This is a genomic window from Cobetia marina (genome assembly GCF_001720485.1).
GTDB lineage: Bacteria > Pseudomonadota > Gammaproteobacteria > Pseudomonadales > Halomonadaceae > Cobetia > Cobetia marina.
Genome location: NZ_CP017114.1, coordinates 286,646 through 312,353 on the forward strand (window position 1 = coordinate 286,646; position 25,708 = coordinate 312,353).

The 25,708-nt window shown below is 61.1% G+C and carries 16 protein-coding genes and 3 rRNA genes; 13 read left to right on the forward strand and 6 right to left on the reverse strand.

What is annotated here, in order from left to right; all coding sequences use genetic code 11:
- Positions 1-147: 147 nt before the first annotated feature.
- The 12 genes from rpsP (at position 148) to rrf (ending at position 14,634) form a co-directional block, all read left to right on the forward strand.
- Entirely contained in the window at positions 148-399 is a 252-nt protein-coding gene (gene rpsP / locus BFX80_RS01290; protein ID WP_065392604.1) for a 30S ribosomal protein S16, read from the forward strand.
- A gap of 8 nt (positions 400-407) precedes the next feature.
- Positions 408-974, forward strand: coding sequence for a ribosome maturation factor RimM (rimM, locus tag BFX80_RS01295; RefSeq protein ID WP_065392605.1), 567 nt, complete (start codon positions 408-410; stop codon positions 972-974).
- Positions 975-999: 25 nt separating this feature from the next.
- The gene (gene trmD / locus BFX80_RS01300; RefSeq protein WP_065392606.1) at positions 1,000-1,752 is read left to right on the forward strand and encodes a tRNA (guanosine(37)-N1)-methyltransferase TrmD; all 753 of its coding nucleotides are present in this window, start codon (positions 1,000-1,002) and stop codon (positions 1,750-1,752) included.
- A gap of 196 nt (positions 1,753-1,948) precedes the next feature.
- Positions 1,949-2,305: a 50S ribosomal protein L19 gene (gene rplS, locus BFX80_RS01305; RefSeq protein WP_043336437.1), complete on the forward strand. Its 357-nt coding sequence runs from the start codon at positions 1,949-1,951 to the stop codon at positions 2,303-2,305.
- A gap of 241 nt (positions 2,306-2,546) precedes the next feature.
- Positions 2,547-3,455 carry a site-specific tyrosine recombinase XerD gene (xerD, locus tag BFX80_RS01310; RefSeq protein ID WP_077373623.1) on the forward strand — a complete coding sequence of 303 codons (909 nt, stop codon included), beginning with the start codon at positions 2,547-2,549 and terminating at the stop codon, positions 3,453-3,455.
- Between the two features lie 39 nt (positions 3,456-3,494).
- Positions 3,495-4,265, forward strand: a complete 771-nt coding sequence (locus BFX80_RS01315) for a DsbC family protein (RefSeq protein ID WP_077373626.1) — start codon at positions 3,495-3,497, stop codon at positions 4,263-4,265.
- A 175-nt stretch (positions 4,266-4,440) separates the two neighbouring features.
- Positions 4,441-5,757 (forward strand): homoserine dehydrogenase, encoded by a 1,317-nt coding sequence (locus BFX80_RS01320; RefSeq protein ID WP_077373629.1) that lies wholly within the window; start codon positions 4,441-4,443, stop codon positions 5,755-5,757.
- 115 nt (positions 5,758-5,872) lie between these two features.
- Entirely contained in the window at positions 5,873-7,264 is a 1,392-nt protein-coding gene (thrC, locus tag BFX80_RS01325; protein WP_084207791.1) for a threonine synthase, read from the forward strand.
- Between the two features lie 114 nt (positions 7,265-7,378).
- Positions 7,379-9,229 carry a single-stranded-DNA-specific exonuclease RecJ gene (locus BFX80_RS01330; RefSeq protein ID WP_084207792.1) on the forward strand — a complete coding sequence of 617 codons (1,851 nt, stop codon included), beginning with the start codon at positions 7,379-7,381 and terminating at the stop codon, positions 9,227-9,229.
- Positions 9,230-9,709: 480 nt separating this feature from the next.
- A 16S ribosomal RNA gene (locus BFX80_RS01335) occupies positions 9,710-11,250 on the forward strand.
- Between the two features lie 241 nt (positions 11,251-11,491).
- Positions 11,492-14,380, forward strand: a 23S ribosomal RNA gene (locus tag BFX80_RS01340).
- A gap of 138 nt (positions 14,381-14,518) precedes the next feature.
- A 5S ribosomal RNA gene (gene rrf, locus BFX80_RS01345) occupies positions 14,519-14,634 on the forward strand.
- The 16S, 23S and 5S rRNA genes sit together here, the layout of an rRNA operon.
- Before the next feature lie 894 nt (positions 14,635-15,528).
- On the opposite strand, the gene BFX80_RS01350 is transcribed toward rrf, so the two are convergent.
- A complete protein-coding gene (locus BFX80_RS01350; protein ID WP_240499637.1) occupies positions 15,529-18,348 on the reverse strand; it encodes a heavy metal translocating P-type ATPase in 2,820 nt (939 codons plus the stop codon).
- Positions 18,345-18,803 carry a MerR family DNA-binding protein gene (locus BFX80_RS01355; RefSeq protein ID WP_077377703.1) on the reverse strand — a complete coding sequence of 153 codons (459 nt, stop codon included), beginning with the start codon at positions 18,801-18,803 and terminating at the stop codon, positions 18,345-18,347. The genes BFX80_RS01350 and BFX80_RS01355 overlap by 4 nt, the downstream gene beginning before the upstream one ends.
- A gap of 444 nt (positions 18,804-19,247) precedes the next feature.
- On the opposite strand from BFX80_RS01355, the gene BFX80_RS01360 reads away from it, so the two are divergent.
- Complete coding sequence (locus tag BFX80_RS01360; RefSeq protein ID WP_240499638.1) at positions 19,248-20,501, forward strand: OmpP1/FadL family transporter; 1,254 nt, start codon at positions 19,248-19,250, stop codon at positions 20,499-20,501.
- Between the two features lie 169 nt (positions 20,502-20,670).
- Here the strand turns inward: BFX80_RS01360 and BFX80_RS01365 are convergent, their stop codons facing one another.
- The 4 genes from BFX80_RS01365 to oppB all read right to left on the reverse strand — a co-directional run bounded on the left by BFX80_RS01365 (position 20,671) and on the right by oppB (position 25,661).
- Positions 20,671-21,753 (reverse strand): porin, encoded by a 1,083-nt coding sequence (locus BFX80_RS01365; protein ID WP_164850244.1) that lies wholly within the window; start codon positions 21,751-21,753, stop codon positions 20,671-20,673.
- Between the two features lie 300 nt (positions 21,754-22,053).
- Positions 22,054-23,649 (reverse strand): ABC transporter ATP-binding protein, encoded by a 1,596-nt coding sequence (locus BFX80_RS01370; protein ID WP_084209573.1) that lies wholly within the window; start codon positions 23,647-23,649, stop codon positions 22,054-22,056.
- Between the two features lie 147 nt (positions 23,650-23,796).
- Positions 23,797-24,720 carry an ABC transporter permease gene (locus tag BFX80_RS01375; protein ID WP_084207794.1) on the reverse strand — a complete coding sequence of 308 codons (924 nt, stop codon included), beginning with the start codon at positions 24,718-24,720 and terminating at the stop codon, positions 23,797-23,799.
- A gap of 14 nt (positions 24,721-24,734) precedes the next feature.
- Positions 24,735-25,661, reverse strand: coding sequence for an oligopeptide ABC transporter permease OppB (gene oppB / locus BFX80_RS01380; RefSeq protein ID WP_084207795.1), 927 nt, complete (start codon positions 25,659-25,661; stop codon positions 24,735-24,737).
- Positions 25,662-25,708 lie beyond the last annotated feature (47 nt).

Genomic DNA, 25,708 nt, shown 5'->3' on the forward strand with positions numbered 1-25,708 from the left:
CGTGTCGCGGGGCGCGCGTATGGCCATGGAAAAAGGTTTCCAAGGCTTGGCATTTTCCGTAGAATGTCGCCTCTTCGTGTGGACCCTCCATGCGAAGCCGAGTTCTGTGGCACGATTTTCACTTCAACACGAAGGACAGATTACGCAATGGTTACCATTCGTCTGGCACGTGGTGGCGCCAAGAAGCGTCCCTTCTACCACCTGGCTGTAGCTGATTCCCGCACAGCCCGTGATGGCCGCTTCATCGAGCGCGTCGGCTTCTTCAACCCGGTCGCTCGCGGCCAGGAAGAGCGTCTGCGCATCGATCTCGAGCGCATCGCTCACTGGCAGCAGCAGGGCGCACAGGTCTCTGACCGTGTCGCTCAGCTGATCAAGGAAGCTGGCAAGCAGCAGGCTTGATTTCCAGGATGCCTACTCACTCGAACAACCCGCAGCCGACCGCACACACCTCGCATGGCGATGATGTGGTGGTCATGGGGAAGCTTACCAGCCCCTATGGCGTGAAAGGCTGGCTCAAGGTGTACTCCTACACCAGCCCGATCGATGGCATCTTCGACTATGCCGGCTGGATCCTGAAGCTTGACGGGAAGCAGATTCCCGCGCGACTTGCCCAGGCACGTCGTCATGGCAAGGGTCTGGTGGCGCAGCTGGAAGGTGTCGACGATCGCGAAGCGGCGCAGGCGCTGGCCGGGGCGGAGATTCTCCTGCCCAAGCAGCAACTGCCGCAGCTCGAGGTGGGTGAGTACTACTGGCATCAACTGGAAGGTCTCGAGGTGGTGACGCTGGATGGCCAGCGCCTCGGACAAGTGAACACCCTGATGGAAACCGGTGCCAACGACGTTCTGGTGATCAAGCCGAACGACGACAGCATCGATGAGAAGGAACGGCTCGTGCCGTACCTGCCCGATCAGGTGGTTCGCGATGTGGATCTCGTCAATGGACGCATGAGCGTCGATTGGGATCCCGAATTCTGATGAAAAGCACAGAGAGCTGACGCCTGTGTGGATTGGTGTAGTAAGTCTGTTTCCGGAAATGTTCACGGCGATCACCGCCAGTGGCGTGACCGGCCGAGCGGTCGACAAGGGCCTGCTCGAGGTCGATTTCTGGAACCCGCGTGACTACGCCACCGACAGGCACCGTACGGTCGATGATCGTCCCTACGGCGGTGGTCCCGGCATGTTGATGAAGGTCGAGACCCTGCGAGGCGCCATTCGTGACGCCCGTGCCGCTGGCGGTGACGACGCCCGCGTGATCTATCTCTCCCCGCAAGGCCGCAAGCTGGATCAGGCCGGTGCCCGCGAACTGGCGACGAATGAGCGCCTGATCGTGGTGGCCGGACGCTATGAAGGCATTGACGAACGCGTGGTGGAAGAGGAGATCGACGAGGAATGGTCGATCGGCGATTACGTCCTGTCTGGCGGTGAGCTGCCAGCCATGGTCCTGATCGATACGGTAGCGCGCCTGGTGCCGGGCGTACTCGGGCATGAAGCCAGTGCGGAGGAGGATTCCTTCACCGACGGCCTGCTCGATTGTCCGCACTACACTCGCCCCGAAGTCATCGACGGCAAGCGAGTGCCGGAAGTGCTGCTCAGTGGCAATCATGCCCTGATCAAGCGCTGGCGGTTGCAACAGTCTCTGGGACGTACCTGGCTCAGGCGTCCGGATCTGCTGGAGAGCCGCACGTTGACTCGTGAGGAGCGCAAGCTGCTTGACGAGTTCATCGCGCAGCACGCCCGGAAAGGCAAGGCCTGACCTTCGCGGACCTCGCGTTCGCCGTCAGGAGAAGGCCGCCACCGTGGCGGAGGTGCGGCACGGCCCGGAGTCATCTTGCGGGAGCCCCGTGGCGCGTCACACACAAGGTCGATCCCCGTGTTCAAGGCCGTTTGCGGTGCCGGGGTCATGACGAACATCAGCCTCAGGGTTGATGCTAACGAATTTGGAGCTAGCGATGAGCAGCAAGAACAAACTGATCCAGGCGATCGAAAACGAGCAGATGGCCAAGGAAATCCCGGCCTTTGCACCGGGCGACACCATCGTCGTCCAGGTCAAGGTCGTCGAAGGTACCCGCGAGCGTCTGCAGGCCTTCGAAGGCGTGGTGATCGGCAAGCGTAACCGCGGTCTGAACTCCGCCTTCACCGTCCGCAAGATCTCCCACGGTGTGGGCGTCGAGCGTACTTTCCAGACTTACAGCCCGCAGGTTGCTGCCATCGACGTCAAGCGTCGTGGTGACGTCCGTCAGGCCAAGCTGTACTACCTCCGTGAGCGTAGCGGCAAGTCTGCACGCATCAAGGAAAAGCTGGGCTAAGCGCTCCGCATTCCCTGACTGCAGAACTCGGCAGTACGGCGGAGGAGCGAATTGCCACTTGCTCCTCCGCCACACAAAGACCCCGCCATGCCTCGCATGGCGGGGTCTTTGTGTCTGTGGATGAGGGAAAGTTGCCGCAGTGACCGTCGGATTCATTTCAACGTCAGGGCGTCACGGTAGAATTCGGCAGTCGTCGCGCCGGAAGGTGTCGGTTGCGCGCATCGGGAAGGAGGAAGCAGGCATGAAGGATGACGAGACGCTGGTCGCGGCATTTCTCGATACGTTGTGGCTGGAGCGCGGCGCCAGTGACAACACGCTTGGTGCCTATCGAAGTGACCTCGAGAGCTGGCAGCGGTGGTTGCTGGAGCAGCAGGAGTCCGGAGGCGAAGCCACGCCATTGCTGGAGGCGACCCCTGTGCAGGTGCAGGCATTCTGTGACTCACGACGTGAATCGCATGCGCTGCGCTCCACCGCGCGACTGTTGTCTGCGTTGCGGCGGTTCTATCGCTGGGCACTGGCCGAGGGCATGATCGAGGCGGATCCCGTGCATGAGGTGCGCCTTCCCCGCGTGATCCCCAGCCTGCCTGGCACGCTCGACGAGGAGGAAGTCGAGCGCCTGCTGGAGGCGCCGGATCTCGAGACGGCCATCGGCCTGCGCGACCGTACCATGCTGGAGGTGCTCTATGGCGCGGGATTGCGCATCAGTGAACTGGTCGGTCTGCGGGTCGATGCGCTCAATCTGCGCCAGGGCGTGGTCAGAGTGATCGGCAAGGGCGATCGCGAGCGGCTGGTGCCGTTGGGCGAGGAGGCCTGTGACTGGCTGTCACGCTGGCTGTCGGCTGGCCGACCTGCGATGATGGCCGACCAGACGCGCCCGGCGCTGTTTCCCGGTCGGCATGACAAGGCCATGACGCGGCAGACCTTCTGGCACCGCATCCGGCGCCACGCCGTCACGGCCGGTATCGACAAGCCCCTGTCACCGCATACCCTGCGCCACGCCTTTGCGACGCACCTGCTCAATCATGGTGCCAACCTGCGTGTCGTGCAGCTGTTGCTGGGTCATCGTGATCTATCCACGACCCAGATCTATACCCATGTGGCTCAGGCGCGTCTGGAACGCCTGCACGCCGAACATCATCCGCGTGGTTGATACCAGGCACTTCGCCCCGCGGACGCCAAGGAGAGTCTGATGAGCAAGTTCACCCGCCGCCCGCAGCGCCTGCCACAGGCGTTGCGTCTGTTGAGCGCTGCTACCCTGCTGAGCGTGATGGCACCGCTCGCCCAGGCTGACGCGCTGGATGATCTGCGTGACAAGCTGGTAGTCAATGGCCAGCCGTTGCCGGTGGAGTCGCTGGCTTCCAGTCCGATCGAGGGTCTCTTCGAGGTGAAGCTCACCAGCGGCGAGACCTTCTTCACCGATGCGACGGGCAAGCACCTGATCGTGGGGGAAATGTACCGCAACGACGGTGACAAGGGGCTGGTGAATCTCAGCGAGCAGAAGGCCAATGGCGAGCGCCAGAAGCTGCTGGCCGAGGTCAGTGAGGACGACATGGTCATCTTCCGCCCGGCGGGTGAGGTCAAGGCGGTGATCAGCGTCTTCACTGACACCACCTGCCCCTATTGCCGCAAGCTGCATGAGGAAGTGCCGGAGCTCAATGCGCGTGGTGTCGAAGTGCGTTATCTGGCCTTCCCGCGTGGCGGTCTGCGCTCGCAGGGCGCACGCGAGCTGGCTCAGGTATGGTGTGCCGAGAATCGCACCGAGGCGATGAATCAGATCAAGAATCAGAGGCAGGCGCCCAAGCAGGAAGCCAGCTGTGATGCCCCGGTGGAAAGCCAGTATCAGCTCGGTACGCGCATGGGCGTGCAGGGCACACCGGCCATCGTGATGCCGGATGGCAAGATGGTGCCGGGCTATCTGCCGGTGGATCGCCTGACCACCATGTTGGGACTGGATGGCTGATGGTGTGACGCCTCAGAGTGGCTGCGCGTTGACAGGGCGTCCTGCCTTGCTACCGTGGTCACGAAAGACACAGACGCGAGCTGTCTGGATAATAGACCGACGACAGGTCGGCAAGGCCATGGCGCTCCGGCGCGGCCTCCAAGGCTGGATACCGTAACAAGAGAGGAAAGCGACGTTGAAACCGGTGAAAGTAGGAATCTGTGGTCTGGGTACCGTAGGCGGCGGCACGTTCAACGTGCTGGTACGCAATGCCGATGAGATTGCGCGTCGTGCTGGACGCCCGATTATCGTCGAACAGGTTGGCGCTCGTCGTGACAACCCTGACTGCGATATCACCGGCGTCAGCCGCACGCATGACATCTTCGAGGTCGCGCGCAACCCCGAGATCGATGTGCTGGTCGAACTGATCGGTGGCTATGACGTGGCCTATGAGTTGGTGATGGAAGCGATCGCCAACGGCAAGCATGTCGTGACCGCCAACAAGGCGCTGATCGCCGTGCACGGCAACGAGATCTTCCGCGCCGCAGCCGAGAAAGGGGTGATGGTGGCCTTCGAGGCAGCGGTCGCCGGTGGCATCCCGGTCATCAAGTCCCTGCGGGAAGGCCTGGGCGCCAACCGTATCCAGTGGCTGGCCGGCATCATCAACGGCACCGGCAACTTCATTCTCAGCGCGATGCGCGATGAAGGCCGCAGTTTCGATGACGTGCTGGCCGAGGCGCAGGCGCTGGGCTATGCCGAAGCGGACCCGACCTTCGACGTTGAAGGCATCGATGCCGCCCACAAGCTGACCATCCTGGCCTCCATCGCCTTCGGCGTGCCGCTGCAGTTCGACAAGGCCTACACCGAAGGCATCTCGCGCATCACGGCCGATGACATCGAGCAGGCCGACAACCTGGGCTATATCATCAAGCACCTGGGGATCACCCGCGCCACGGCCAAGGGCCTTGAGCTGCGCGTGCATCCGACGCTGATTCCCAAGGAGCGCCTGCTGGCCAACGTGCATGGCGTCAAGAATGCCATCGAGGTGATGGGCGATGCAGTGGGCCCCACCCTCTACTATGGTGCCGGCGCCGGTGCCGAGCCGACGGCCTCTGCCGTCGTGGCGGATCTGCTCGATGTGGCGCGCGATATCGCCACCGACCACCGCTACCGCGTGCCGTATCTGGCCTTCGCTGAAATCAATCAGCACGGTGACACCCTGCCGATCCTGCCGATGGAAGAGATCGAGACGGCCTGCTACCTGCGTCTGCATGCGGTGGATCGTCCGGGGGTCCTGGCGCGTGTCGCGTCGATTCTCTCCGAACAGGGTATCTCCATCGAGGCGATCATCCAGAAGGAGGCCACCGAAGGCGAGCTGGTGCCGATCATTCTGCTCACGCACCGCGCGCGCGAACTGCACATGAACGAAGCGATTCGCCAGCTGGAAGCGCTGGTGGATGTCGCCGGTTCCGTGGTGCGCATTCGCGTCGAGGATCTCGACGACAACGCCTGATCGCGGGCAAATGGTACCGGGTCATCGAGGTAGATGGCTCGGTACCGCTGGGCAGCCGGCGCAGGCCGGAAGAGCAAGAATCATAACGGTGGCGAACGCCACGGGAAGACACGACATGCGTTATATCTCCACGCGCGGCCAGGCGCCGGCGCTCGGTTTTGAAGATGTGGTCCTCACGGGGCTTGCCAGCGATGGTGGCCTGTATGTGCCGGAAACCCTGCCGCAGTTCAGTGCCGAAGAACTGACGGCGATGGCTGGTGAGTCCTATGCGGAAATCGCCTTCCGTGTCATGAAGCCCTTCGTCGATGGTGCCATCGATGACGAGACCTTCCGTGAACTCGTGCGCGAGACCTACGCGACCTTCAGTCACGATGCGGTCGTGCCACTCAATCAGCTCGACAGCAACCATTACCTGCTGGAGCTGTTCCACGGCCCGACGCTGGCCTTCAAGGATGTCGCGCTGCAGCTGCTGGGTCGCCTGCTCGATCACTTCCTCGCCAAGCGTGGCGAGCGAGCGGTGATCATGGGCGCGACCTCCGGTGATACCGGTTCTGCCGCCATCGAGGGCTGCCGTGCCTGCGATCACGTGGATATCTTCATCCTGCATCCGCACAACCGCGTCTCCGAAGTACAGCGCCGCCAGATGACCTCCGTGCTGGCGCCCAACGTCTTCAACGTCGCCATCGAAGGCAACTTCGACGATGCCCAGGCGATGGTGAAGGCCAGCTTCGCCGACCAGGATTTCCTGGATGGCACGCGTCTGGTCGCGGTCAACTCGATCAACTGGGCGCGCATCATGGCTCAGACCGTCTACTACGTGGCCGCCGGTGTGGCGCTGGGCGCTCCGGCGCGTCAGGTCAGCTTCACGGTGCCGTCGGCCAACTTCGGCAACATCTTTGCCGGCTATCTGGCCTCGCGCATGGGGCTGCCGGTACGTCAGCTGGTGATCGCCACCAACGCCAACGACATCCTGCATCGCACCATCTCCTCCAACGACTTCTCGCGTCAGGAGCTGAAGGCGACGCTGGCACCGTCAATGGATATCGTGGTGTCCTCCAACTTCGAGCGTCTGCTGTTCGAAGCCTATGGCCGTGATGGTCAGGCGATCCGTGAACTGCTCGAGCACTTCTCGCGCGAACCGGCGGCGCTGGCAGATGCCCCGCTGGCCAGGCTGCGTGAGCTGTTCTCCAGCCACAGTGTCGACGACGAGACGATTCTCGAAGTCATCCGTGAAGCGCATCAGCGCACCGGCGAGATCCTCGATCCGCATACGGCGACAGGCTATCGCGCGGCAGAAGTCTGCCGGACGGATACCGCGACGCCGATGATCACGCTGGCGACGGCGCATCCGGCCAAGTTCGCCGAAGCGGTGGCGCGTGCTGGTTTCGCGGGTGTCGATCTGCCGCCACATCTGCATGACCTGCTGGAGCGCGAAGAGCGCTACAGCGTGCTGCCGGCCGAACTGGCCGCCGTGCAGGACTTCGTGCGCGAGAATCGCCGCGGGTGATCGCATCAACGACGGCTCAGGCCTCCGGGGCTGAGTCGTCGTCCTTCTTTCATGGCCGTCATTTTCGCAGTCCGCTGTCGAAATGACGGCCATGTCGTTTGTCAGGAGTTCTTCATGTCTGTCACTCCCTCCTTGTCACCCTCCTTGGCACAAGGCACCGCATCGCGCCCTGATGAGCGTACGCTGGCGGCCAGCATCGCGCGGGTCATCCAGCCTCGCGTCAGAGATGAGCGCCTCTACCAGCAGGGGATCGCGACGGGGCTCAGCGAACTGCAGGCACGAGTACTGGCAGGGCGGTTGACGCTGGAGAGCTGCAAGGCGCCGCTGGAGGCGCTGGTCACGCCGGCGCTCCGGCATATCGAGCATCCCGAGCGGCTGGCGGATGGCCGGCGGGCGGCAGAGCGCATCGCGCGTGCTGTCGCCGAGGGTGAGCATATCGGCATCCTCACGGACTATGACGTGGACGGCATCACCTCGCATGTGGTGATGCTGCGCACGCTGACGGAGCTGTTCGATGTGCCCTACGACCGGGTGCACAGTCTGATCGGTCATCGCATCCACGATGGTTACGGCATCAGTCTGCCGCTGGTCGAGCGCATCATGACATTGTCGCCGCGCCCGAGCCTGATCGTCACCGCGGATTGTGGTTCCAGTGATGAGGCGCGCCTGGCGCTGCTCAAGGAAGCGGGGATAGAGGTCGTGGTGACGGATCACCATGCGCTGCCTCAGGAAGGGCCGCCGGCTTCCGCCTACGCGACCGTCAATCCGACACGTGACGATTGTGCCTATCCGGATGCGACCATCGCCGGTTGCATGGTGGCCTGGTTGACCATGTCATTGACGCGCAATGTGCTGATCGAGCAAGGCAGATTGCCGGGGGATGCACCCAAGTTGTCGCCATGGCTGTCATATGTGGCGCTGGGGACGGTGGCGGACTGTGTGTCACTGGGGGGCAGTGCGATCAATCGTGCGGTGGTCAATCTGGGTCTGACGTTGATCAATCGCATGCAGGAGCCCTGCTGGCGAGCCATGGCAGAGCGGCTCGGGGCCGATAGCGTGCCCTTCGATGCCGAGACGCTGGCCTTCCAGATGGGGCCGCGCATCAATGCCCGCTCACGACTGGATGATCCTTACGCCGCACTGCATTTCATGCTGGCGCGTGGAGATGAGGCTGCTCAGCGCGCGCTGGAGGTGCTCGATCAGGACAATCAGTCGCGCAAGGCGATCGAAGCCGAGATGGTGGAGTCGGCGCGCGCCTTGGCGCTCGCCTCGTTGCGGGAAGGGCATCAGGTGATCGTGGTGCATCTGGAAGATGGACACCCGGGAGTGCAGGGCATTGTCGCTTCACGTCTCGTGCAGCAGTTCGGGCGTCCGACCGTCGTGCTGACACCAGCCGCGGTGCCCGGCATGTTGACCGGGTCCGGGCGCTCCATCGAAGGATTGCATCTGCGGGATGCGTTGCAGCGAGCGCATGACCTGGCACCGCAGTGTCTGCCGCGTTTCGGTGGGCACAGAGGTGCGGCAGGGGTGGGCTTGCCCCTGGCGGAGAAGGATACCTTCACTCGTGCTCTGCAACAGGCGGCCGCGGAGCAATTGGGTGAAAGGGCGCTCAACCCCTTGATTCTCAGTGATGGTGAACTGGCAGAAGGGCAGTTGAGCCTGGAGACCCTGGATGAACTCGAGCGTCTGGCGCCCTTCGGGCGTGAGTTCGAGGCGCCTCTCTTCGAGGGCAGTTTCCTGGTCGAGAGTCTGCGACCAGTAGGTGCCGATGGCACACATCTGTCGCTTGAGCTCTCGCTCGGGCGTACACGCCTCAAGGCGATCTGGTTCCGGGCGCTGTCGCCGGGGGAATCGCCGGCATTCGGCGTGGGGGCCGCTCTGAAGTGTGCTTACAAGCTGTCGCGCAATCGCTGGCGGGGGAGAGAATCGCTGCAGCTGATGCTGGAGCATGCCGTACCAGCATGAGCGTGCTTGAATGAATTGCGGTATCTGGCCAGAAAGCCCTTGTGCTCAGCCCGGATCGTGCGTAAAGTACGCATCCGCTGCCGGGGACGCATGGCGTTACCAGCGGTGAAAGAGGTTTGCAGGTGGTTGTTTTGTTTGATGTTTTTGAAGTCCGCTTCCAAATCATCAGTTGACAATCCCGGGCGATTCGCTAGAATACGCCGCACTCCTTACGGAACAGGTGATCGAGCAACGCTCCTCACCGCTTGATGATGCTTAGAGGCAGTCGATTGACTCATCATCAAGTGCTTGACTTCTCAAGCGTTCCGGATAGAATATGCCTCCTCGCTTAACAGCGACGCTCTTTAAAAATTTGATCAGGTAATTCGTGTGAGCGCTTGCCGATGAGTGGTGACAAGGTCACCAAATATCGGAGCAAGCCTCTCACGAGAAGTTTGACTCTGAACCAAGTTTGGTCTGCTTAACAGACTATCAAGCTTTCAACTGAAGAGTTTGATCATGGCTCAGATTGAACGCTGGCGGCAGGCTTAACACATGCAAGTCGAGCGGAAACGATTCTAGCTTGCTAGAAGGCGTCGAGCGGCGGACGGGTGAGTAATGCATGGGAATCTGCCCGATAGTGGGGGACAACCTGGGGAAACTCAGGCTAATACCGCATACGTCCTACGGGAGAAAGCAGGGGATCTTCGGACCTTGCGCTATCGGATGAGCCCATGTCGGATTAGCTTGTTGGTGAGGTAACGGCTCACCAAGGCGACGATCCGTAGCTGGTCTGAGAGGATGATCAGCCACACTGGGACTGAGACACGGCCCAGACTCCTACGGGAGGCAGCAGTGGGGAATATTGGACAATGGGCGAAAGCCTGATCCAGCCATGCCGCGTGTGTGAAGAAGGCCTTCGGGTTGTAAAGCACTTTCAGCGAGGAAGAACGCTTCGGGATTAATACTCCCGAGGAAAGACATCACTCGCAGAAGAAGCACCGGCTAACTCCGTGCCAGCAGCCGCGGTAATACGGAGGGTGCAAGCGTTAATCGGAATTACTGGGCGTAAAGCGCGCGTAGGTGGCTAAGTCAGCCAGGTGTGAAAGCCCCGGGCTCAACCTGGGAACGGCATCTGGAACTGCTTGGCTAGAGTGCAGGAGAGGAAGGTAGAATTCCCGGTGTAGCGGTGAAATGCGTAGAGATCGGGAGGAATACCAGTGGCGAAGGCGGCCTTCTGGACTGACACTGACACTGAGGTGCGAAAGCGTGGGTAGCAAACAGGATTAGATACCCTGGTAGTCCACGCCGTAAACGATGTCAACTAGCCGTTGGGTCCCTTGAGGACTTAGTGGCGCAGCTAACGCAATAAGTTGACCGCCTGGGGAGTACGGCCGCAAGGTTAAAACTCAAATGAATTGACGGGGGCCCGCACAAGCGGTGGAGCATGTGGTTTAATTCGATGCAACGCGAAGAACCTTACCTACCCTTGACATCCAGAGGACTTTCCAGAGATGGATTGGTGCCTTCGGGAACTCTGAGACAGGTGCTGCATGGCTGTCGTCAGCTCGTGTTGTGAAATGTTGGGTTAAGTCCCGTAACGAGCGCAACCCCTATCCTTATTTGCCAGCGAGTAATGTCGGGAACTCTAAGGAGACTGCCGGTGACAAACCGGAGGAAGGTGGGGACGACGTCAAGTCATCATGGCCCTTACGGGTAGGGCTACACACGTGCTACAATGGCAAGTACAAAGGGTTGCAATACGGCGACGTGGAGCCAATCCCATAAAGCTTGCCTCAGTCCGGATTGGAGTCTGCAACTCGACTCCATGAAGTCGGAATCGCTAGTAATCGTGGATCAGAATGCCACGGTGAATACGTTCCCGGGCCTTGTACACACCGCCCGTCACACCATGGGAGTGGACTGCACCAGAAGTGGTTAGCCTAACCTTCGGGAGGGCGATCACCACGGTGTGGTTCATGACTGGGGTGAAGTCGTAACAAGGTAGCCCTAGGGGAACCTGGGGCTGGATCACCTCCTTATCGACACTGTCTACTGCTCGCGGCAAGTGCTCACAACGAATTACCTGATCTTATTGCTGGCTTAGCCAGCAGTGGCAAGCGTGCTCGACAGAGCGCGCTTCTCACTGTTCTCTGAACAGCCGCTCTTTAACAATGTGAATCATGCTGACGATGGAATGTGCGCCAAGCACATCTCCATCAAACGATATGTCGGAGAGGTCCGACAGATTCGTAATCCTTGACAGACCCCTTGGGGTTATATGGTCAAGCGATTAAGCGCATACGGTGGATGCCTTGGCAGCCAGAGGCGATGAAGGACGTGATAGCCTGCGATAAGCGTTGGCGAGGTGGCAAATACCCTGCGACCCAACGATTTCCGAATGGGGAAACCCACTCACCATCAGGTGAGTATCTATAGGCCAATACATAACCTATAGAGGCAAACCCGGGGAACTGAAACATCTAAGTACCCGGAGGAAAAGAAATCAACCGAGATTCCCCAAGTAGCGGCGAGCGAACGGGGACCAGCCCTTAAGCGATACAACTGACAGACGAACAAGCTGGGAAGCTTGACGATACAGGGTGATAGTCCCGTAGTCGAAGTCTGAGTATCGTGAAATCGAGTAGGTCGGGGCACGAGAAACCTTGACTGAACATGGGGGGACCATCCTCCAAGGCTAAATACTCCTGGCTGACCGATAGTGAACCAGTACCGTGAGGGAAAGGCGAAAAGAACCCCGGCGAGGGGAGTGAAATAGATCCTGAAACCGTATGCGTACAAGCAGTGGGAGCACCTTCGTGGTGTGACCGCGTACCTTTTGTATAATGGGTCAGCGACTTATATTCTGTGGCGAGCTTAACCGTATAGGGGAGGCGTAGCGAAAGCGAGTCTTAACTGGGCGACCAGTCGCAGGGTATAGACCCGAAACCGGGCGATCTATCCATGGCCAGGGTGAAGATTGAGTAACATCAATTGGAGGCCCGAACCCAAGTATGTTGAAAAATGCTGGGATGAGCTGTGGATCGGAGTGAAAGGCTAATCAAGCCCGGAGATAGCTGGTTCTCCTCGAAAGCTATTTAGGTAGCGCCTCACGTATCACCGCTGGGGGTAGAGCACTGTTTCGGCTAGGGGGTCATCCCGACTTACCAACCCGAGGCAAACTCCGAATACCAGTGAGTGCAGCGTGGGAGACACACAGCGGGTGCTAACGTCCGTTGTGAAAAGGGAAACAACCCAGACCGTCAGCTAAGGTCCCAAAATCCTGATTAAGTGGGAAACGATGTGGGAAGGCTCAGACAGCTAGGAGGTTGGCTTAGAAGCAGCCATCCTTTAAAGAAAGCGTAATAGCTCACTAGTCGAGTCGGCCTGCGCGGAAGATATAACGGGGCTAAATCAGGTACCGAAGCTACGGGTTCATCCTTATGGATGAGCGGTAGAGGAGCGTCGTGTAAGCCAATGAAGGTAGATTGAGAAGTCTGCTGGAGGTATCACGAGTGCGAATGCTGACATGAGTAACGATAAGGGGAGTGAAAAACTCCCCCGCCGGAAGACCAAGGTTTTCTGTTCTACGTTAATCGGAGCAGAGTGAGTCGGCCCCTAAGGCGAGGCGGAAACGCGTAGTCGATGGGAAACGGGTTAATATTCCCGTACCGGATGTGGTTGCGATGGGGGGACGAAGAAGGCTAGGTGAGCCAGGCGTTGGTTGTCCTGGTGAAAGCATGTAGGCCGAGGAATCAGGCAAATCCGGTTCCTCTGAGGTCGAGATGCGAGACGAACTGACCACGGTCAGGAAGTCATCGATGCCACGCTTCCAGGAAAAGCCTCTAAGCTTCAGATCACATGCGACCGTACCCCAAACCGACACAGGTGGTCAGGTAGAGAATACCAAGGCGCTTGAGAGAACTCGGGTGAAGGAACTAGGCAAAATGGCACCGTAACTTCGGGAGAAGGTGCACCGGTTCGAGTGAAGGACTTGCTCCGTAAGCTCCTACCGGTCGAAGATACCAGGTGGCTGCAACTGTTTATTAAAAACACAGCACTCTGCAAACGCGCAAGCGGACGTATAGGGTGTGACGCCTGCCCGGTGCCGGAAGGTTAATTGATGGGGTTAGGATTCGTCCGAAGCTCTTGATCGAAGCCCCGGTAAACGGCGGCCGTAACTATAACGGTCCTAAGGTAGCGAAATTCCTTGTCGGGTAAGTTCCGACCTGCACGAATGGCGTAATGATGGCCACGCTGTCTCCACCCGAGACTCAGTGAAATTGAAATCGCAGTGAAGATGCTGTGTACCCGCGGCTAGACGGAAAGACCCCGTGAACCTTTACTATAGCTTTACACTGGATGCTGATGTTGTCTGTGTAGGATAGCTGGGAGGCTTTGAAACCACGTCGCCAGATGCGGTGGAGCCAACCTTGAAATACCAGCCTGACATCATTGGCGTTCTAACTCAGGTCCGTTATCCGGATCGAGGACAGTGTATGGTGGGTAGTTTGACTGGGGCGGTCTCCTCCTAAAGAGTAACGGAGGAGCACGAAGGTACCCTCAGCACGGTTGGAAATCGTGCATTGAGTGCAAGAGCATAAGGGTGCTTGACTGCGAGACAGACACGTCGAGCAGGTACGAAAGTAGGTTCTAGTGATCCGGTGGTTCTGTATGGAAGGGCCATCGCTCAACGGATAAAAGGTACTCCGGGGATAACAGGCTGATACCGCCCAAGAGTTCACATCGACGGCGGTGTTTGGCACCTCGATGTCGGCTCATCACATCCTGGGGCTGAAGTCGGTCCCAAGGGTATGGCTGTTCGCCATTTAAAGTGGTACGCGAGCTGGGTTTAGAACGTCGTGAGACAGTTCGGTCCCTATCTGCCGTGGGCGTCGGAAGTTTGAGAAGAGCTGCTCCTAGTACGAGAGGACCGGAGTGGACGAACCTCTGGTGTTCGGGTTGTCATGCCAATGGCATTGCCCGGTAGCTACGTTCGGACGGGATAACCGCTGAAAGCATCTAAGCGGGAAGCCCCCTTCAAGATGAGACTTCCCTGAGGCCTTGCGCCTCCTGAAGGGCCCTTGAAGACTACAAGGTTGATAGGCTGGGTGTGGAAGCACAGCAATGTGTTGAGCTAACCAGTACTAATTGCCCGTGAGGCTTGACCATATAACACCCAAGGGGTTTGCTTAGGCAAACCGCCGGGATTGCGACAGGATCGACGACATATCGGTCAGCATGATTCATATTGCGAGTCGCGAGGCCACAAGCCTCGGGGCTCAGGCACCGCAAGGTGCCACCGTTTCGCCTGACGACCATAGCGAGCGTGAACCACCCGATCCCATGCCGAACTCGGAAGTGAAACCGCTTAGCGCCGATGGTAGTGTGGAGTTTCTCCATGTGAGAGTAGGTCATCGTCAGGCACTTATCCCGAACCGCCCCTGCAGCTCAGCTGCAGGGGCGGTTCTCTTTGTGCGTAGGAAAAAGTGATGCTCGGCAAGAGTCATGTGCGAGACAAAAGCTGCGCTGAGTAAAGAGTGCTGAGCCGGGCGTGCTGGGAACACGCGATGAGAAAAGGTCACGCGTCCCTAGGGTAGCGTTTCTCCCTGTAAGAGTAGCGGATGGCCGCCCCGATCCTCGTCAGGCACTTATACTGAACCGCCCCTGCAGCCCAGCTGCAGGGGCGGTTCTCTTTGTGCGCGGAAAAAGTCGTGCTCGGAGAGGTACACGCGCTGCGTGAGAAGGGCGAGTGAGAAGGGCGAGATAGGAGATAGCTCTGCCTGGACGGTGTTTCTCCCTGTAAGAATCGCGGGTGGCCGCCCCACGACCGTCATGCAAGGCTCGTCAGGCACTTGTACCAAACCGCCCCTGCAGCCCAGCTGCAGGGGCGGTCTGCGTTGGGGTATCGAGGTGGGCAGAGTACGGTAAAGCGGGAGGGCGCTTCGTCGAGGTAGTGACGCAACGTTATGCAGAACCGCGGGGAGAGCGGTTGTGGACAGGTGGGCGCCAACCAGGAAGACAAGTTGTCCACACCCTCTGGCGGCGCGAGAGCGTCCCGACTTACGGGGCAACTGTCGCTGTTACATGGCGCTGTCCCGGAAGAGCGGCAGGGTCTTGGCGGACATCGGACCCGCTAGAGGCTGACGCGAAGACGCCCTGCCACACAGTGCGTGGCAGGGCGTCTTGAGTTGCCTTCACTGATCAAATGAAGATGCTACGGATCGGTGGCAGAGCCGTGGTTCATGACCTGGCCAGCCAGAACCACCAGACGATGGCAGCGATCAGGCCAAGCCCTATCAAATTGACGAGTATGCAGATCATGCTGACTCTCCTTGTGGCATGGTGGAAGAATTTCCTGTGCTGTCCGTACGTGACCGAGCTGCCCCCGGGGGAGTGAACCCCCGCAGGCGGTTGGCGTTCGTCACGACCGTCACGGAAGACAGTGACATGGCCAGCCCGGCGATCACCGGCGACAACAGCATGCCGGTGAAGGGATAGAGAATGCCTGCCGCAATCGGAATGCCGATCAGGTTGTAGCCGAAGGCACCCACCAGGTTCTGCTTGATGTTGCGCAGCGTGGCCTGGCTGATTGCGATCGCGTCCGCGACCCCTGCCAGGGAGGGCTGCATCAGCGTGATGCCGGCCGTCTCGATGGCGACATCAGTACCTTCACCCATCGCGAAGCCGACATCGGCCAGCGCCAGCGCCGGCGCATCATTGATGCCGTCGCCGACCATTCCCACCACATGGCCTTCCTGTTGGAGGCGGGCGATCTCATCGTGCTTGTCATCCGGTGAGACGCCGGCACGATAGTCATCGATCCCGGTCTCACGGGCCACGGCAGCGGCCGTGTGATGATTGTCACCGGTCAGCATGATCACCTTGAGGCCAACGGCATGCAGGCGAGCGATGGCGTCGCGGCTATCGTCACGCAGCGGGTCGGCCAGCCCGAAGACGGCGATCAATGCATTGTCACGTGCCATCAGGATCACGGTGCGGGCATTGTCTTCCAGCGACGTGATCTGCTCACTCAGCGGTGCAAGGCTGATACCTGCATCCTCCAGCATGGCAGCGTTGCCCATGCGCCAGGTGCGGCCTGCATCGTCCTGAGCCTGAATGCCGCGCCCGCTGATGGTCTGGTAGTCATTGAAGGCCTTGCTGCGCGAGGCCTCGGGACGCTGTGCTTCGATATGTGCCAGCAGCGCGGTGGCCAGGGGGTGCTCGGAGCCCCGCTCCAGGGCATGGGCGGCATCCAGCACCTCCTGCTCGCTTTCCCCCGAGACCCGATGCGTTTCAGTGACTTCCGGCTTGCCGCGCGTCAGGGTACCGGTCTTGTCGACCACGAGTGCGGTCAAGCGACTGGCGGTCTGCAGTGCCTCACCGCTGCGCACCAGCACGCCATGTTCCGCTGCCTTGCCGACCCCGATCATGGTCGAGATCGGCGTCGCCAGACCCAGTGCACAGGGGCAGGCGATGACGAGAACCGCCGTCGCGACCACCAGCATATGCACGCCAGTCGGGGCGGGCCCGACGTTGAACCAGAGAAGCGCCGCGACAATGGCGATGATCATCACGCTGGGCACGAATACGCCGGAGATGGTATCGGCCAGCCGTCCGATCGGGGGGCGCGAGTTCTGCGCCTGACGCACCTGACTGATGATGCGGCCCAGGCGTGTCTCGCTGCCAATGCGCTCGACCTCGAAGACCAGACTGCCACGCGTGTTGAGCGTGCCGGCAGCCACGTCATCGCCGACACCACGTGAGACAGCCAGTGGCTCACCGCTCAACATCGATTCATCGATGTGGCTCTGTCCTTCGATCACCTTGCCATCCACCGGGATGCGCTCACCGGGGCGAATGCGCACGTGGTCACCGCTGCGTACGTCGTTGACATCGATCTCGCGCTCTTCGCCCTCGCGAATGACCCGAGCGGTACGGGTCTGCAGATCCAGCAGCGCGCGCAGTGCTTTCTGTGTACGCCCGCGGGCTCTGACCTCCAGTGCCTGACCAAGACTGATCAGGCCGATGATCATGGTCGAGGCTTCGAAGTAGAGGCCACGAGCCGCCTGAGGCACCGTCTCGGGGAAGATCAGCACGCCCATGGAATAGAGCCATGCCGCTCCGGTACCGAGTGCCACCAGCGTGTCCATGTTGGCCTGATGATGGGTGAAGGCCTTCCAGGCGCTGGTGAAGAAGCTGCGTCCTGCGGTGGCGAGCACACCCAGCACCGCGACCCCGATGGCCAGCCACACTCCACGTTCGAGACCTTCGAAGCCGGGATGATGGAAGAACATGCTGATCATCAGCGGGATACCGATGCCAAGTGACAGCACGCTGTCACGGATGCGAGAGCGATATTCCTGGTCAGCCTCTTCCTGCTGTTGCGCGTCATTGGCGCCCGGGTCTTTCACCACGCTGGCCCCATATCCCACGTCTTCGATGGCCGCGATGATCTCGGTGGTCGCAAGCTGGCTTTTGACCTGTGCCGTGCGCGAAGCGAAGTTGACCTCAGCATGTTCCACGCCATCCAGGCCATCCAGTGTCTTCTGGATAGTGGCGACACAGCTGGCGCAGGTAATGCCGGACAGCGAGAGCTCAAGACTTCCGCTATCCGTCGGGCTGGCCGGAGAGGGTTCTGCTGCCGATGCGTGATCCTCCGTGGTGTCGTCGGACTCAGTGAGATCCGCTGATGTGTCGCCCTCGGCAGGAGGTTCCAATGCATAGCCCGCCTCGACGACAAGACGTTCAAGCAAGGCTTCCGGCAGCCAGCTGGAGACCTGCAGGACGTTGTCTGCCGGCGTACCGCTGACGGTCGCGGACGAATCCCAGTGCTGAATGGCATTGCGCAGCTTGGCGACGCATTTCTGGCAGTGCATGCCGTAGACGTTGATCTCGAGGTTCGCAGGGGTGGCCGGTGCTGCCAGGGTGAGCGGATAGCCGCTGTCCTGCGCCACCTTCGCCACTCCTTCCTCACCCAGCCTCGTGTGTACCAGCAGCAGCTGGGCCTGGGGAGCGCCGACCAGTTCTGCCTGATCATCCTGTGCCAGCAAGGCCTTGCGAATCCTGGTGACACACCCCTGGCAGCTGATGCCGTCAGTGTTCATCACGCTGATCGTGGCAATGGGGTCGTGGCTCATGAGGTCCTCCCGGTGTCAGGAGTGTACGTTCCGTTCTCTTCTGAGGGGGGCGGGAACGATTGCCCCTCGATCAGGCAGCACACGCTGTTGCCATCCGGCACGCCGTCCGGCATGTCCTGCCAGCTCTCCATGGCATGCTCCATGCGCTCTGCCAGGGCTTCCAGCTCGCGGATGCGCTCACGCACTCGGGGCAGATGTTCCTTGAGCAGGTCTCTCACCATGGGGCAGGGGGAGTCATGCTGGTCAGCCTGCTGCAGAATCTGCTTGATATCGGCAAGGCTGAAGCCCAACTGGCGTGCCTGACTGATGAACTTGAGACGTACCAGCGCCTGCTCATCGAAGCGCTGGTAGTTGTTGACGGGATCGCGCCGGGCCGTGATCAGGCCCTGGCGGGTGTAATGGCGAACGGTTTCGGCGGTGACGTTTCCTTCGCGGGCCAGTTCAGCGACTTTCATTGCATCATCTCCTCGTGATCAAGAGTGGCGGAGAGAGCATTCGGCTGCCCTGAAGGTCTATCGGCAGCCAATGTTCCGTGAATGATCCTCAGTGTAAGACCTATGTGCAGGACATAGGTCAAGCGACCCACTACATACGAAAAACCTGATGTTCGACCAATAGGCTAGAGAGGAAGGCGAGAGCCCCGCCATGTTTTAAACGCTGGCGAACAGACGCTAAATGATCGCCAGGACATGGGGTTAGCAACACGATGACAGTGCAGACATGAATGAAAGTTCCCCAAATACTAGAAATCTCCCTATTCAAACAAACGTTCGCCCTTGACTTGAACGGGCGACTCGCCCAAAACGTAGGTGTCAGGGCTATGCATCAACGAACGATAACAACAACATGCAGCTCTCCAAGCCACCTGCAATGGGACGCCATCCATAATGAAAAACAAGATGAACAAACTCACCCTCGGGGTCGCGCTGGCAGCGGCTGCCACGGCTTATGCCGGTGGCGTTCACGCGGGGGCCTTCCAGCTCAACGAGCAGAGCGTCAGCACTCAGGGGACGTCCTTCGCCGGGCGCGCCTCGAATGCCAACGATGCTTCCACCGTCTTCGGCAACCCGGCTGGCATGTCCTTCCTGGATCGCGCCCAGATCACCGGTGGGGTGACCTATCTGGACGTCAATACCGATATTGATGTCGCCAGCGCGAATGATGCACTCGGTCGGCCAGTCTCTGGCGGAGATGACGGCGACATGGTGCCGGGGGCGGCAGTGCCTTCCTTCTATTACGTGCAACCGATGAACGATCAGGTCGCGCTGGGCTTCGGGGTCTATGCGCCCTTTGGTGTGATCACCGATTATGGCTCTGATTTCCGTGGCCGTTATTTCGCCAATTACAGTGAAGTCGAGGTGGTCACCGCCCAGCCAACCATCTCCTACCGCATCAATGACAAGTGGGCCATCGGCGCCGGTGTGACCTACAACAGCATCAAGGGTGAGCTGACGTCGAATACTGTCGATGTCGGCGCAGGGGATGGCAAGGTCAAGATCAAGGGCGACGATGCCGCCTGGGGCTACAACGTCGGGGTCATCTTCCAGCCAGTGGAAAGTACCCGTCTCGGTCTGTCCTATCGCTCCAAGGTCGACTACAGCCTGGAAGGCGAGGCCAAGTACAACAATGTCTTCACTGGCACGGGCTTCGCGAATACCGAGCAGGATGCGTCGCTGGACGTGACCTTGCCGGAAAGCATCGACTTCTCCGTGACGCACAAGCTGGATGATCGCTGGACGCTGATGGCGGGCGTGACCTGGGTGCACTGGAGCCGCTTCGACGAGATCGCGGTGGAAGTCGACAACATGAACGACATCGTCGAGGAGCAGGGCTACGAGGACAGCTGGCAGTATGCGGTCGGTCTGAGCTATCAGCTCAATCCGCAGTGGGTGCTGCGTACCGGCATGGCCTTCGATGACAGCCCGACCGTGGATGAGCATCGCAGCGCGCGTATCCCGTCCGGGGATCGCACCATCTTCTCGCTGGGGGCCGGCTGGACGCCGATGCCGGAGCTGACCATCGACATGGCCTACACCTACCTGTGGGAAGAGACGGCCACCGTCAGCCTGAGCGAGCCCAACCGTGGGACCTATGAAGCTGATTACGAGAATGAAGCGCATGGCTTCGGTCTCGGCGCGACCTATCGCTTCTGAGTACGTAAGCAGCTGAAACGCTGAGCGGATCTCAGGACAACCAATACAGAAACGCCCGGTCATATGACCGGGCGTTTTTTGTTGCCCCTGCCGGAGGCCATCCGGCAGGGGCGGGACCATCGCCTCAGCGCGAGCATCGGCGGTCCGTCACCAGCGTCTGACATGACGATCAGAAGTCGTAGCGTGCCAGGAACATCAGCTGGTCCCGGTCAGCACTGTACTCGCTGCCGTCTGACTGGCGGCTGTTGTCGAAGCGGTACTCGGTGGCCAGCGTCAGGTCCTTGACCCGCCAGGCCGCGCCCAGGATCTGATAGGCGTAGCGGGCTTCGCTGTCGGTGTCTTCCAGGTGGTTCAGGCCGCCATAGAGCTCGACGCTGTCATCGCCCCAGATGACCTCCTTGAACTTGTAATTGACCACGAATTCCGCGCCGCGCGCCTTGTCGACGAAGGCTTCCGAGGAGTCCAGGGTGCTGCCGGCGATATGGTTGCGATATTCCCCGCCGACGAGCGCGATGTACCAGTTGCCCGGCGACCAGTGACCGCCGAGCAACCAGGCATCGACATCGCCGTTCTCGCTGTTGCCGCTCTCGTAGTCGCTCAGCTCCGTATGGTGGAAGACCCCGCCCACCGTGACGTCCTCGTTCGGATGCCAGTTGAGCGCGGCTTCATAGCTGTAGTCGCGCTCATAGCCTGAGTACTCGGTCTCGGTGGTGAAGACGCCGTCCTCGAAGAGCGAGGTCTCGTTGCTGTGCTGGCCATCATGACTGAGCTGGTAGAGCAGGCCGACGGTGAACTCTCCGAAACCCTTCTTCCAGTACAGCGAGTTGTCCGGGCGTCCCGTGCCATGCAGACCACCATCTCCGCTGCGGCCTTCGAAGGTACCGGACGCCTCGCCACCATTGATCCAGAACCAGTCGGTGTTGACGGCCACCATGTCGTACCAGGGGCCATACTGCTTGCCGACCGTGAAGCTGCCCCATTTCTCGTGTGCCGCCCCAGCGTAGAGCATGCGCTTGTAGTGAGCATTGGTGCCATCCTTGAACCAGGGGTCGAAGCCCCATTCGGCCCGGATGATCGAGCTCCAGCCTTGCTGGAACTGATGCTCGTGGATCAGGCGAATCCGCGAGCCACCGTTGTAGATCTCATCGTGTGCGCCATCCTGGATCACGGCAAACGCCGCCAGGCGGCCACTGAACTCGACGCGGTCGGTATCCGTCTTGTAGACCTCGATGGCCTGAGCCATGGGGCTCATGCTCAGCAGTCCCGTGCCGAGCAGGGCTGCGCCAATCGCGTGACGCAGACGAGGGTGAGTGAGAAGGGGGATGCTGGCTGTTGTTGTAGGTTGCATCGTCATCCTGTGCATGTCTTTCCATCGGTGTGGGGAATGCCGGAGCATCCTGCTCCGGCCTCGGTCGGGTGCACGCACCCGGTTGGCAGCCAATGTCGATTCGCGTGACCGACTCGGCTGTCCTTGCCTGAGCCTTTTCTCAGGCAAAGCGGGGTCTTGATGGGCGCCGAAGCGCCCATCAGGCATGTCGTCGTGTTCAGGGTGTCAGTGGTGCGCCTGGCCCAGGTCCGGGGCGAAGGCAGCCTGCATCAATTCACGGGTGTAACGCTCACGGGGCGCCTCGAAGATGGCGTGGGTACTGCCGCTTTCCACCACCTCGCCTTCCTTCATCACGATGAGGTGGTCTGACAGTGCACGCACGACCGCCAGGTCATGGCTGATGAACAGGTACGTCAGGCCATGACGCGCCTGCAGGTCGCGCAGCAGGTCGATCACCGTGACCTGTACCGAGCGATCCAGCGCCGAGGTCGGCTCATCCAGCAACAGGAATTCCGGCTTGAGCACCAGGGCGCGAGCGATGGCGATACGCTGGCGCTGGCCGCCGGAGAATTCATGCGGATAGCGATTGCGCATGCCGGGGTCGAGGCTGACCTCACAGAGTGCCTCACAGACCTGTGCGTCGCGTTGGGCGCGATTGAGCTCTGGATGATGCACGCGCAGGCCTTCGCTGATGATCTCGCCCACGGTCAGGCGCGGCGACAGGGAGCCGAAGGGGTCCTGGAAGACAACTTGCATGCGCGAGCGCAGCGGTCGCATGCCGGACTTGTCCAGCGCGGCGATGTCCACGCCATCGAAGTCGATGTTGCCCTGGCTCTTGAGCAGACGCAGCAGGGCACGACCCAGCGTGGACTTGCCGGAGCCGGACTCGCCGACGATGCCGATGGTCTGGCCACGACGGACCTCGAGATCGATGCCGCGCACCGCCTCGAAGGCGACCTTGGGGCCGAACAGCGGACGCTTGATGGTGAAGCTGACGCGCACATCGCGTGCCGACAGCAGTACCGGTGCATCCGCGGCCACCGGTGCTTTCTCGCCGGCCGGTTCGGCATCGATCAGCATGCGGGTGTAGGCGTGCTGCGGGTTGTCGAAGACCTCGTGGGTGGTGCCGGTCTCCAGCAGCTCGCCGTGGCGCATCACGCAGACGCGGTCCGCGAAGTGGCGCACGATGCTCAGGTCGTGGGTAATGAACAGGATCGCCATGCCGTAGCGTTGCTGCAGCGACTTGAGCAGCCGCAGGATCTGCGCCTGCACCGTGATGTCCAGCGCGGTGGTCGGCTCATCGGCGATCAGCAGGTCCGGCTCGCAGGCCAGCGCGATGGCGATCATCACGCGCTGACGCTGGCCACCGGACAGCTCGTGGGGATAGCTGTCGATACGTCGCGCCGGCTCCGGAATGCCGACCTGCTCGAGCAGTTCCAGCGCCTTGTGACGGGCCGCGCGGCCCTTGAGGTCACGATGCAGTGCCAGTACCTCGATGATCTGTCGTCCGATGCGATGCAGCGGGTTGAGCGAGGTCATCGGCTCCTGGAAGACGGTGGCGATACGGTTGCCGCGCAGCTCGCGCATGCGCCGCGTCGAGGCACTCAGCAGGTCTTCGCCGCGCAGGCGGATGGCGCCCTTGATCTCGGCGAGTTCCGGCAGCAGGCGCAGGATGGCGGTCGAGGTCACCGACTTGCCGGAGCCGGACTCGCCGACCAGCGCCAGCGTCTCGCCCTTGTTGAGGGTGAAGCTGACGCCCTTGACGGCGGGTACCGCGCCATCCGGGAGCTGGAAGTCGACCTTGAGGTCATCGACTTCCATCAGCGGCGGCGTGCCCGGCGCCTCGGCCGCCAGCCCCAGGCGAGTCAGGGTGTCGGCGCGGGCCTGGTCGGCGGCGTTGCGTGCTGGCGGCAGGCTGGAGGCGGTGCCGGAGGGTGAAGGTGAAGAGGTCATGATCAGCGCTCCGGTTCAGCGAGTCTTGGGGTCGAGGGCGTCACGCAGGCCATCGCCGAGGAAGTTGAGGCAGAACAGGGTCGCGGCGAGGAAGGCCGAGGGCACCAGCAGCATCCAGGGCGCGGTCTCCATCATGTCCTTGCCTTCGGAGATCAACACGCCCCAGGAGGTCAGCGGTTCCTGCACGCCAAGCCCGAGGAATGACAGGAAGCTCTCCAGCAGGATGACCTTGGGCACCGTCAGCGTGACGTAGACGATCACCGGGCCCAGCGCGTTCGGAATCAGGTGACGCGTCACGACCTGCAGATCACGCACGCCGAGTGCATGCGCCGCCTCGACGAATTCGCGCTTCTTGAGTGCCAGCACCTGGCCGCGCACGATCCGCGACATGTCCAGCCACTCCACCGCACCGATGGCGGCGTAGATCAGGAAGATGTTGCGACCGAACACCACCATCAGCAGGATCACCAGGAACATGAACGGCAGCGAATACATGATGTCGACGAAGCGCATCATCAGATTGTCGGTGCGCCCGCCGAAGTAGCCGGAGACGGCGCCGTAGAGCACGCCGATCACCAGGCTGACGAAGGTGGCGACCAGCGCCACCGACAGCGAGATCTGGCCGCCATGCAGGGTACGGGTCAGCAGGTCACGGCCGTTGACGTCGGTGCCGAAGATGTGGCCGGAGGCCAGGTCCGGGCCGGTGCCGATGGCGTTCCAGTCGACCTCGTCGAGTTCGAAGGGCGTCAGCCATGGGCCGATCAGGCAGGCCAGCACGACGAGGGTCATCACCACCAGGCTGCACATGGCGGCGCGGTTCTGCTTGAGACGACGCCAGGCATCGCGGGTCAGGCTGTCGCCTGCCGGTGCCGCAGGGGGCTGGCCGTCGAAGGCACTGGCAGCGCCGGTGCCGTGGGGGGCGGGAGTTGTCTGTGACATGTCAGGGCCTCGGGTCAGTCGTCGTAGCGGATCTGCGGGTCGAGCATGCTGTAGAGCAGATCGACGATCAGGTTGAGCAGCAGGATCAAGGCGCCATAGAAGACCACCGTGCCCATCACCAGGGTGTAGTCACGATTGAGTGCACCCTGCACGAAATAGCGCCCGATGCCGGGAATGCCGAAGATCTGCTCGATCACCATCGAGCCGGTGATGATCCCGGCGATGGCCGGGCCGAGGTAGGAGACCACCGGCAGCATCGCCGGTCGCAAGGCATGGCGCAGAATCACCTTCCACTCGCTCAGCCCCTTGGCGCGGGCGGTGCGGATGTAGTGACTGCCCAGTACCTCAATCATGCTGGCGCGCATCATGCGGGCGATGTAGGCGATCTGCTGGATGGAGAGTGCCACCACCGGCAGCAGCAGGTTCTGCCAGGCGCCGCCGTTCCAGCCGCCGGCCGGCAGCCAGCCGAGCAGCACGCCGAACACCAGCGCCAGCAGCGGAGCGATCACGAAGTTGGGCACCGCGATCCCCGCCAGTGCGGTACTCATCACCACGTAATCCGCCGTCGAGTTGCGCCGGATGGCCGCGATCACCCCCAGCGGCACGCCGATCAGCAACGCGGCCAGAATCGCCCACATGCCCAGTTCCAGACTGGCCGGGAAGCCCTGGCTGATCAGCTCGCTGACGTCGAAGTCCTTGTACTTGAAGGACGGGCCGAGATCGCCCTGTACCAGATCACCCAGATAGCGGATGTACTGCATCGGCAGCGGTTCATCCAGGTGATAGGCCGCGCGCAGGTTCTGCTCGATTTCCGGCGGCAGGCGGCGTTCGCCATCGAAGGGGCCGCCCGGGGCGACCCGCATCAGGAAGAACGACAGGGTGATCACGATCAGCAGGGTGGGAATCGCCTGCAGCAACCGTTTGAGGGTGTAGCTCAGCATCCAGTGCTCCGTTCGGGCCGCTGCCCGGGTGTGTCGTTGTTATGGGT

Coding starts and splice junctions, on each gene's coding strand:
- rpsP (WP_065392604.1), top strand. CDS start 148: ATGGTTACCATTCGTCTGGCACGTGGTGGCGCCAAGAAGCGTCCCTTC.
- rimM (WP_065392605.1), top strand. CDS start 408: ATGCCTACTCACTCGAACAACCCGCAGCCGACCGCACACACCTCGCAT.
- rplS (WP_043336437.1), top strand. CDS start 1,949: ATGAGCAGCAAGAACAAACTGATCCAGGCGATCGAAAACGAGCAGATG.
- xerD (WP_077373623.1), top strand. CDS start 2,547: ATGAAGGATGACGAGACGCTGGTCGCGGCATTTCTCGATACGTTGTGG.
- BFX80_RS01315 (WP_077373626.1), top strand. CDS start 3,495: ATGAGCAAGTTCACCCGCCGCCCGCAGCGCCTGCCACAGGCGTTGCGT.
- thrC (WP_084207791.1), top strand. CDS start 5,873: ATGCGTTATATCTCCACGCGCGGCCAGGCGCCGGCGCTCGGTTTTGAA.
- BFX80_RS01330 (WP_084207792.1), top strand. CDS start 7,379: ATGTCTGTCACTCCCTCCTTGTCACCCTCCTTGGCACAAGGCACCGCA.
- BFX80_RS01350 (WP_240499637.1), bottom strand. CDS start 18,348: ATGAGCCACGACCCCATTGCCACGATCAGCGTGATGAACACTGACGGC.
- BFX80_RS01355 (WP_077377703.1), bottom strand. CDS start 18,803: ATGAAAGTCGCTGAACTGGCCCGCGAAGGAAACGTCACCGCCGAAACC.
- BFX80_RS01360 (WP_240499638.1), top strand. CDS start 19,248: ATGAACAAACTCACCCTCGGGGTCGCGCTGGCAGCGGCTGCCACGGCT.
- BFX80_RS01365 (WP_164850244.1), bottom strand. CDS start 21,753: ATGAGCCCCATGGCTCAGGCCATCGAGGTCTACAAGACGGATACCGAC.
- BFX80_RS01370 (WP_084209573.1), bottom strand. CDS start 23,649: ATGGAAGTCGATGACCTCAAGGTCGACTTCCAGCTCCCGGATGGCGCG.
- BFX80_RS01375 (WP_084207794.1), bottom strand. CDS start 24,720: ATGTCACAGACAACTCCCGCCCCCCACGGCACCGGCGCTGCCAGTGCC.
- oppB (WP_084207795.1), bottom strand. CDS start 25,661: ATGCTGAGCTACACCCTCAAACGGTTGCTGCAGGCGATTCCCACCCTG.